Source organism: uncultured Aquincola sp. (assembly GCF_964001545.1).
Classification (GTDB): domain Bacteria; phylum Pseudomonadota; class Gammaproteobacteria; order Burkholderiales; family Burkholderiaceae_C; genus Aquincola.
The window spans coordinates 1-8,482 of record NZ_CAXFDV010000107.1 but is presented as its reverse complement, the minus strand read 5'-3'; the positions used below and the strand labels follow the sequence as shown (position 1 = coordinate 8,482).

At 70.8% G+C, this 8,482-nt stretch carries 8 protein-coding genes; 7 read left to right on the top strand and 1 reads right to left on the bottom strand.

Features of this window, described 5'->3' with window-relative positions:
- Positions 1-822 carry an outer membrane protein assembly factor BamD gene (locus ABNT58_RS03710; protein WP_348752167.1) on the bottom strand — a complete coding sequence of 274 codons (822 nt, stop codon included), beginning with the start codon at positions 820-822 and terminating at the stop codon, positions 1-3.
- A gap of 52 nt (positions 823-874) precedes the next feature.
- Between ABNT58_RS03710 and ABNT58_RS03705 the strand changes: the two genes are divergently transcribed.
- From ABNT58_RS03705 to ABNT58_RS03675, 7 genes are all read left to right on the top strand, one after another.
- Entirely contained in the window at positions 875-1,930 is a 1,056-nt protein-coding gene (locus ABNT58_RS03705) for an RluA family pseudouridine synthase (RefSeq protein ID WP_348752166.1), read from the top strand.
- Between the two features lie 285 nt (positions 1,931-2,215).
- Positions 2,216-2,842: an SMC-Scp complex subunit ScpB gene (gene scpB / locus ABNT58_RS03700; RefSeq protein ID WP_348752165.1), complete on the top strand. Its 627-nt coding sequence runs from the start codon at positions 2,216-2,218 to the stop codon at positions 2,840-2,842.
- Positions 2,839-5,499 (top strand): pseudouridine synthase, encoded by a 2,661-nt coding sequence (locus ABNT58_RS03695; RefSeq protein ID WP_348752164.1) that lies wholly within the window; start codon positions 2,839-2,841, stop codon positions 5,497-5,499. The genes scpB and ABNT58_RS03695 overlap by 4 nt, the downstream gene beginning before the upstream one ends.
- Before the next feature lie 60 nt (positions 5,500-5,559).
- A complete protein-coding gene (ndk, locus tag ABNT58_RS03690) occupies positions 5,560-5,985 on the top strand; it encodes a nucleoside-diphosphate kinase (RefSeq protein WP_348752163.1) in 426 nt (141 codons plus the stop codon).
- A gap of 19 nt (positions 5,986-6,004) precedes the next feature.
- Positions 6,005-7,246, top strand: coding sequence for a 23S rRNA (adenine(2503)-C(2))-methyltransferase RlmN (gene rlmN / locus ABNT58_RS03685; protein WP_348752162.1), 1,242 nt, complete (start codon positions 6,005-6,007; stop codon positions 7,244-7,246).
- A gap of 2 nt (positions 7,247-7,248) precedes the next feature.
- A complete protein-coding gene (gene pilW / locus ABNT58_RS03680) occupies positions 7,249-8,067 on the top strand; it encodes a type IV pilus biogenesis/stability protein PilW (RefSeq protein WP_348752161.1) in 819 nt (272 codons plus the stop codon).
- Positions 8,060-8,482 (top strand): helix-turn-helix transcriptional regulator (locus tag ABNT58_RS03675; RefSeq protein ID WP_348752160.1); only part of this gene is annotated, 423 nt, incomplete at its 3' end. The genes pilW and ABNT58_RS03675, both read left to right, overlap by 8 nt.

Sequence of the window (8,482 nt, the reverse complement as noted above, 5' to 3'; positions counted from 1 at the left end):
TCACCAAAACTGCCACCAAGCCTTCTCGCGCTCGCGCAGGCCATCCGACAGGAACTTGCTGTCCGGGAAGTTCTGCTTCAGCACCCGCGTGCTGTCGTCGCGCAGCTGCTCCAGGCCCAGGCGGTCGTAGCTCATCGCCAGGATGTACAGCGCCTCTTCCACCGCCGGCGAGCGCTGGAATTCCTGCGTGGCCTGCTGCGCCCGGTTGGCCGCGGCCACGTAGGCGCCGCGCTTGTAGTAGTAGCGGGCCACATGCACTTCGTACTCGGCCAGCGCATTGACGATGTAGTTCATGCGCTCGCGCGCGTCGGGCGTGTACTTCGAGCCCGGGAACTGCTCGCTCAGCTGCTTGAACGACTGGTACGAATCGCGCGACGCCTGCTGGTCGCGCTCGGACAGCTCCTGCCGCGACAGGTTGCCCAGGAAGCCCAGGTTGTCGTTGAAGTTGACGATGCCGCGCAGGTACAGCGCGTAGTCGTAGGCGGGGCTCGACGGATGCAGCTTCATGAAGCGGTCCAGCACGGCCAGCGCCTCGGTGCGTTCGGCGGTGCGGTAGTGCACGTAGGCCAGGTCCAGCGTGGCCTGCTGCGCCAGCAGCGTGCCGGCGGCACGGCCTTCGACGCGTTCCAGCGTCTTGATGGCCCGCTCATAGTTGCCCGACGACATGTCGTCCTGGGCGTCTGCATACAATTTGTCGACCGCCTGCTGCGAGTTCGGGTCTTCCTTGGGCGTGGAACTGCAGCCGCCGAGCACCAGGGCGCCAGCCAGCGCCGGGATCGCGAGCCAACGGGCCACGCGTTGCACGGGTCGGGAAACGGTCATCTTCTACGCCGGGATCGATTCCGGCTCCACTGAAAAATCGACTGCGAATTATATGGTTGCCCCCTCAGGCCGACCCGGCCGCCTGCCGGGCAGCGCCGCCGCCCCGACCCCATCCGCCGACGAGGCCCTGCGCACCGCCGCGCCCGCGCTGGACGACGAGGCCACCCAGGCCGAAGCCGACGAGCCGGCCGACCAGGAAGCCGAGGTGCGCCAGTGGTCGGTCAGCGCCGACGAACATGGCCAGCGGCTGGACAAGGTGCTGGTGCTGCATGCCGGCGAGTTCTCGCGCAACTACCTGCAGGCACTGATTGAGCGCGGCCATGTGCAGGTGGCCGGTGCACTGGCCGACACCGCTTCGCGCAAGCTCAAGATGGGGCAGGCGGTGCAGGTCACGCTGGTGCCCACGGCGCAAAGCCGCTCGTTCCGCGCCGAGGCCCTGGACCTGCGGCCGGTGTTTGAGGACGAGCACCTGCTGGTCATCAACAAGCCCGCCGGCCTGGTGGTGCACCCGGCCGCCGGCCACTGGAGCGGCACGCTGCTCAATGGCCTGCTGGCGCATCACCCCGGCGCCTTCGACCTGCCGCGCGCCGGCATCGTGCACCGGCTCGACAAAGACACCTCGGGCCTGATGGTGGTGGCCAAGACGCTGCCGGCGATGACGGCGCTCACCCGCGCCATCGCCGCCCGCGAGGTGCACCGCGCCTACCGCGCGCTGGTGCACGGCGAGATGAAGCTGCTGCCCTTCACCGTCGAAGCGCCGGTGGGGCGCGACCCGCAGACCCGCGTGCGCATGGCCGTGGTGGGCAGCGGCAAGCCCGCCCGCACCGACGTGCAGCCGCTGGCCGCACGCCAGGGCGTGTGTGCGGTGCGCTGCACGCTGCACACCGGCCGCACCCACCAGATCCGCGTGCACATGGCGCACAAGGGCCATCCGCTGGTGGCCGACACGCTGTACGGTGGCCGGCCCTTGCTCGGCCTGTCGCGGCAGGCGCTGCATGCGGCCGAACTGCGCTTCGTCCACCCCATCGACGGCCATGAACTGGCCTTCGAAGCGCCGCTGCCGGCCGACCTGGCGGCTGCCTGGGCACAGATTTGTGACGAGGCTTGACACAGCCTGAGCCGCTTCCCCCTTTCGGGGGCTACAATGCGGCTCCAACACGTCGTGTTCCGCAGGCGGTGGTCCCAGGCCCTGGGCCCCACACCCTGCCCGAACCGGTAACAGGCTTCTTCCGCCATCCGGCTTTCACCGGCCAGCCTGGCCGCGAAGAACCTCCAAGACCTGCCAAGAGCAGTGGCCCCCGCGGTGCCGAAGAAGAACCACACCGCCGGGATTCGATCCAGCCCATGTTGTGAACGCCGCCGGTAACGCCCGGCGCCCCTTCAAGCAGAGCCCATGAACACACAGGATGCGAAGCGCGTCCTCGAAACCGCGCTCATCTGCGCCCAGCAGCCCCTGCCGCTGCGCGACATGCGTGCGTTGTTCGATGACCGTGTCGGCGTCGACACCCTGCGCAGCCTGCTCGACGAGCTGGTGCGCGACTGGGAAGGCAAGGGCGTCGAGCTGGTGGCGCTGGCCTCCGGCTGGCGCTTCCAGAGCCGGCCCGAGATGCGCGACTACCTCGACCGGCTGCACCCCGAGAAGCCGCCGCGTTACTCACGCGCCGTGATGGAAACCCTGGCCATCGTGGCCTACCGGCAACCCGTCACCCGCGGCGACATCGAGGACATCCGCGGCGTCACCGTCAGCACCCAGATCGTCAAGCAGCTGGAAGACCGCAACTGGATCGAGGTGATCGGCCACCGCGACGCCCCCGGCCGGCCGGCGCTGTATGCCACCACGCGGCAGTTCCTGGACGACCTGGGCCTGTCCAGCCTAGACCAGCTGCCGCCGCTGGAAGGCACGCCGGCTGCCATCGACCTGATGGCCACCGGTCTGGCCGAACAGGCCTCCTTGCTCGAATCCCCCGCCCAGCCGTCCGAGCCCACCGAACCTCTCCCTTCATCCGAAGCGCAAGCATGAACGTCAACGACTCCGATCTGCCCTCCGACCTGCCGGTGGACGCCGCAGCTGCGGCCGCCCCCCAGGACGGCGAGGCCAAGCCCAAGCGCCGGCGCACGCCGCGCAAGACGGCGGAGGCAGCGGACACCGGCGCCTCGGCCCCCGAGGGTGCGGTGGCGGCTGCCGCCGAGCCCGCGGCTGCGGCCCCTGATGCGGCAGAAGATGCCGCACCGAAGCCGCGCCGCCGCACACGCACGGCGGCTGCGGCCTCGGCTGAAGGCTCGGAAGCGCCCGCTGGCGTGGAGGCTGTTGCAGCCCCGGTAAGCGACGGTTCGGCTTCGGCTCAGGCCCCGGCCTCGGCAGATGAGCCGGCGGCCAAGCCCGCCCGCCGCCCGCGCAAGCCCAAGGCTGCCGCGGTGGAAGGCGAGGGCGCGCGAGCCTCGCTGTCGTTCGACGGCGCCGCCGGCAATGCCGAGCAGGCGCCGCCCGCGCCGGCGGAAGCCCGTGCGGCCGCCCCGGCCGAAGGCGCGGACGCGGGCGAATCCCGTGCTTCGCAAGCAGGTGGCGATGCTGAACCGGCTGCGGGCGAAGCCGCCGCTGACGGCGCCCCGGCCGGCGAGCGGTCATCCCGCTCGCGCAACCGCCGCCGTGGCCGCAAGGACCGTGGCGAGCGCGGTGAGCGCAGCGCCGACGCGGGCGGCGAGCAACGCGCCGATGCGCCGGCCGAAGGCCGCAAGGAGCGCGGCGACAAGCCCCGCCAGGACAAGCCGCGTGGCGACCGCAAGCCGGGCCAGCCGCCGGTGGCGCGGCCCGACACCACGCCGCTGTTCGCCGAGGTGCTGTCTGGCGCCTTCGACGACGCGGTGGAACTGGCCCAGGAAGAGGCCGCGCTGGCTGAAGCCGAGGCCGTTGAAGCCGGCCTGCCGCAAGGTGCGCCCGAGGCCGAACTGGCCTCGCCGGCCGATGAGTCGGCCGCTGGCGCCGACGACGGCGCCGGCGACGACGCCGACGGCCCCGCCAAGCGCGTGCTGGCCGCCGATGCCGATGCGCCCAAGCTGCACAAGGTGCTGGCCCAGGCTGGCGTCGGCTCGCGCCGCGACATGGAGCAGCTGATCGCCGAAGGCCGCATCACCGTCAACGGTGAGCCGGCCCACACCGGCCAGCGCATCTCCTGGGGCGACCGCATCCAGGTCAACGGCAAGCCGATCAAGGTGCGCATCGCGCCGTCGCCCGCCCGTGTCATCGCCTACCACAAGCCGGTGGGCGAAGTGGTCACGCTGGACGACCCGCAGCAGCGCCCCACCGTCTTCCGCAAGCTGCCGCGGCTGCAGCATGGCAAGTGGCAGTCGGTCGGCCGGCTGGACATCAACACCGAAGGCCTGCTGCTGTTCACCACCTCGGGCGACCTGGCCCACCAGCTGATGCATCCGCGCTTCGGCGTCGAGCGTGAATACGCGGTGCGCGTGCTGGGCACGCTGGAAGCCGAGGCCAAGGCCAAGCTGCTGGAAGGTGTGGAGATCGACGGCCAGAAGGCCGCTTTCACCAGCATCGAAGACGGCGGCGGCGAAGGCCTGAACCGCTGGTACCGCGTGGTCATCAACGAAGGCCGCAACCGCGAGGTGCGCAAGCTGTTCGACACGGTGGGCCTGACGGTCAGCCGTCTGATCCGCATCCGCTACGGCAGCGTGGTGCTGCCGCGCGGCCTCAAGCGCGGCGTCTGGGTCGATCTGGAAGAACCCGATGTGAAGCTGCTGCGCCGGCTGATCGGCCAGGTGCCGCGCGGTCCGAAGGAAGGTCGCGAGGGGCGTGAGGGCGAGGGCGGTGGCCAGCATGGCAAGCAGGGCCGCAACGGCAAGCGCGGGCAGGGCGGTGGCCAGAACGGCGCCCAGGCGCGCGGTGATCGCGGCGAGCGAGGCGATCGTCCGCCGCGTGGCGAGCGCGGTGACCGCCCCGACCGTGGCGACCGCAACAACCGCGGCCCGCGCGAGCGTGGTCCGGTCATCCCCGATCCGCTGCTGCAGACCTTCGACAAGCGGTTGGCGCGTGAGGCGCGGCAGGCCCGTTCCAACCGCCCGATCCGCGAGGACGGCCCGATTCCCAATCCGCTGCAGCAGACCTACGACAAGCGGGCGCTGCGCGAGAACCGCGAACCGCGCCGTGAGCGCGAGGACGGCCCGATCCCGAATCCGCTGCAGCAGACCTACGACAAGCGTGCGATGCGCGAGCTGAGCCAGCAGCGCCGCGACTATGGCGACGACGGCCCGATTCCGAACCCGCTGCAACAGACCTACGACAAGCGGCTGCTGCGCGAGCACAACGCGCCGCGCCGCGAGTACAGCGAGGACGGCCCGATCCCCAATCCGCTGCAGCAGACCTACGACAAGCGCCTGGTCAAGGGCGGCGGCAATGCCGGCAACCCGTTCCCGCGCAAGAACGGCGGTGGTGGCGGTGGCGCCAAGGCCCGCGGCGGCAAGCCCGGCGGCCCCAACCGGGGTGGCGGCGGTGGCGGTGGCGGCCGTGAGCCCGATCCGATGCAGACCTCGGTCGGCTACATCGGCGCCGATGCCTTCCACCGCAAGGGCGGTGGCGGCGGGCGCGGTGGCCGGGGCGGCGGCAGCGGTGGTGGTGGCAATGGTGGTGGCGGCCGTGGCCGCCCCGGTGGCCGCGGCGGTCGTTGACCGGCTGCGCCGGGTTACAATCCAAGGCTTTGCCAAGTCATTGATTCAGGAGAGATTTTCATGGCCATCGAACGCACCCTGTCGATCATCAAGCCCGACGCCGTCGCCAAGAACGTGATCGGTCAGATCTACGCCCGCTTTGAAGGCGCCGGCCTCAAGGTGGTGGCAGCGCGCATGGCGCACCTGTCCAAGGGTGAAGCGGAAGCTTTCTACGCCGTGCACAAGGCGCGTCCGTTCTTCAACGACCTGGTCAGCTTCATGATCTCGGGCCCGGTGATGATCCAGGTGCTCGAAGGTGAAGGCGCCATCGCCAAGAACCGCGAGCTGATGGGCGCCACCGACCCCAAGAAGGCCGACAAGGGCACCATCCGCGCCGACTTCGCCGACAGCATCGACGCCAACGCCGTGCACGGCTCGGACGCCGCGGAAACCGCCGCCAACGAGATCGCGTTCTTCTTCCCCGGCATGAACGTCTACAGCCGCTGATAGCGCGCTGGAAGTCCGCATGGCCGATCTGCAGTCGCCCACCGTCCCCGCCGTCGCTGCCCCTGGCAGCGCCGATGGCGCGTCGGCGGCTGCGCGGGTCAACCTGCTGGACTTCGACCTCGAAGGCCTCACGGCCTTCTGCGAACAGCTGGGCGAAAAGCGCTTCCGCGCCGTTCAGCTGTTCCGCTGGATTCACCAGAAGGGCGCTGCCGACTTCGCGCAGATGTCCGACCTGGCGCGCTCGCTGCGCGACAAGCTGGCCCACCGCGCCGAGGTGCGGGGCCTCGCCATCCTCAGCGAGCAGGCCTCCACCGACGGCACCATCAAGTGGCTGTTCGACGTGGGCAACGGCGACGCGGTGGAAGCCGTGTTCATCCCCGAAGCCGACCGCGGCACGCTGTGCGTGTCGTCGCAGGCGGGCTGTGCGGTGGGCTGCCGTTTCTGCTCCACCGGCCACCAGGGCTTCAGCCGCAACCTGTCCACCGGCGAGATCCTCGCCCAGCTGTGGTTCGCCGAGCATCACCTGCGCCAGCGCCTGCAGCTTGGCCCGGGTGAGCGCGCGATCGACAACGTGGTGATGATGGGCATGGGCGAGCCGCTGCAGAACTACGGCGCGCTGGTGCCCGCGCTGCGGGTGATGCTGGACGACCATGGCTACGGCCTGTCGCGCCGGCGGGTCACCGTCAGCACCTCCGGCGTGGTGCCGATGATGGACCGGCTGCGGGTGGACTGCCCGGTGGCGCTGGCTGTCTCGCTGCACGCCCCCGAAGACGGCCTGCGTGACCAGCTGGTGCCGCTGAACCGCAAGTACCCCCTGGCAGAGCTGATGGCCGCCTGCGAGCGTTACTTGCAAGCCGCCCCGCGCGACTTCATCACCTTCGAGTACTGCATGCTCGACGGCGCCAACGATGCCCCCGAGCAGGCGCGCCAGCTGGTGCGCCTGGTCACCGGGCGCGCCGGCACGCCGGCCGTGCCCTGCAAGCTCAACCTGATCCCGTTCAACCCGTTCCCGGCGTCTGGGCTGCTGCGCTCGCCCAAGGAACGCGTCGATGCCTTCGCCCAGGTGCTGATCGAGTCGGGCATCGTCACCACGGTGCGCCGCACCCGCGGCGACGACATCGCCGCCGCCTGTGGCCAGCTGGCCGGCGAGGTGCAGGACCGCACCCGCGCCCACCAGCGGCTCACCCGCCCGGCGATCCGCATTGCGCCGGCTCCCGCCACGCCTGAGGGAGACCGCCTGCACGGGCGGAGGGCCGGTTGATCGTGCACCGCGCTCTCGCGTGGGCGTGGGGCGGGCTGGCCTTGGCGGGCCTGCTGGCCGGCTGCCAGACGGTGCCGGGCGGGCCCGGGCCTTCGGGCCTGCAAGGCAGCTCGCAGGAAATCCGCACCGCCTCCGACCAGACCGACAACGACCGCCGTGCCCGGCTGCGGCTGGAGCTGGCCGCCGCCTATTTCGGCCGCGAGCAGAACGAAGTGGCGCTGGACGAGGTCAAGCAGGCGCTCAATGCCAAACCCGACCTGGGCGAGGCCTACAACCTGCGCGGGCTGATCTATGCCTCGATGGGCGAAGACCGGCTGGCCGACGAAAGCTTCCAGCGCGCCCTACAGCTGAACCCGCGCGATGGCGACGCGCGCCACAACTACGGCTGGTTCCTGTGCCAGCAGCGCCTGTTTCCGCAGGCGCAGCAGCAGTTCGAGGCCGCACTGGCGCTGCCGCAGTACCGCGACCTGGTGCGCACGCTGCTGGCCCAGGGCGTGTGCCAGGCGCGTGCCGGCCAGCTGGACGCCGCCGAGCGCTCGCTGGCCCGGTCCTATGAGCTGGACCCCGGCAACCCGACCGTGGCGCTCAACCTGTCGGAAGTGCTCTACCTGCGCGCCGAGTACGAGCGCGCCCGCTTCTACGTGCGGCGGCTGAACATGCGCCAGGACAGCTCCAACGCCCAGTCGCTGTGGCTGGCGGTGCGCATCGAACACCGCCTGGGCAACCGGGGCGGCGTCGAAGAGTGGGGGCGCCAGCTGAAGGCGCGCTTCCCGCAGGCGCCGCAGACGCTGGCCTTCGAAAGAGGACGATTTGATGAGTGAGGCTGTGGCCCCAACCGCGGGCGGGCTGCTGAAGGCGGCGCGCGAGAAGCAGGGCATCCACATCGCGGCGCTGGCCGCGTCGATCAAGGTGACGCCGCGCAAGCTGGAGGCCCTGGAAGCGGACCGTTATGGCGAGCTGCCCGACATGACCTTCGTGCGGGCGCTGGCCAAGACGGTGTGCCGCTCGCTGCGCATCGAGGCCGAGCCCGTGCTGGCGCTGCTGCCGCACCAGACCGACAGCGGCACTGCGCTGGCGCAGGTCAGCACCGGTCTCAACCAGCCGTTCCGTGAGCGTCCTTCGCGCAGCGATCCGCCCGACTGGGCGGTGCTGCAAAAGCCGGTGCTGTGGGGCGCCGGCGCCGTGCTGCTGGCCGCGCTGGTGGTGTACCTGCTGCCCGAGCGCGCGCTCGACCGC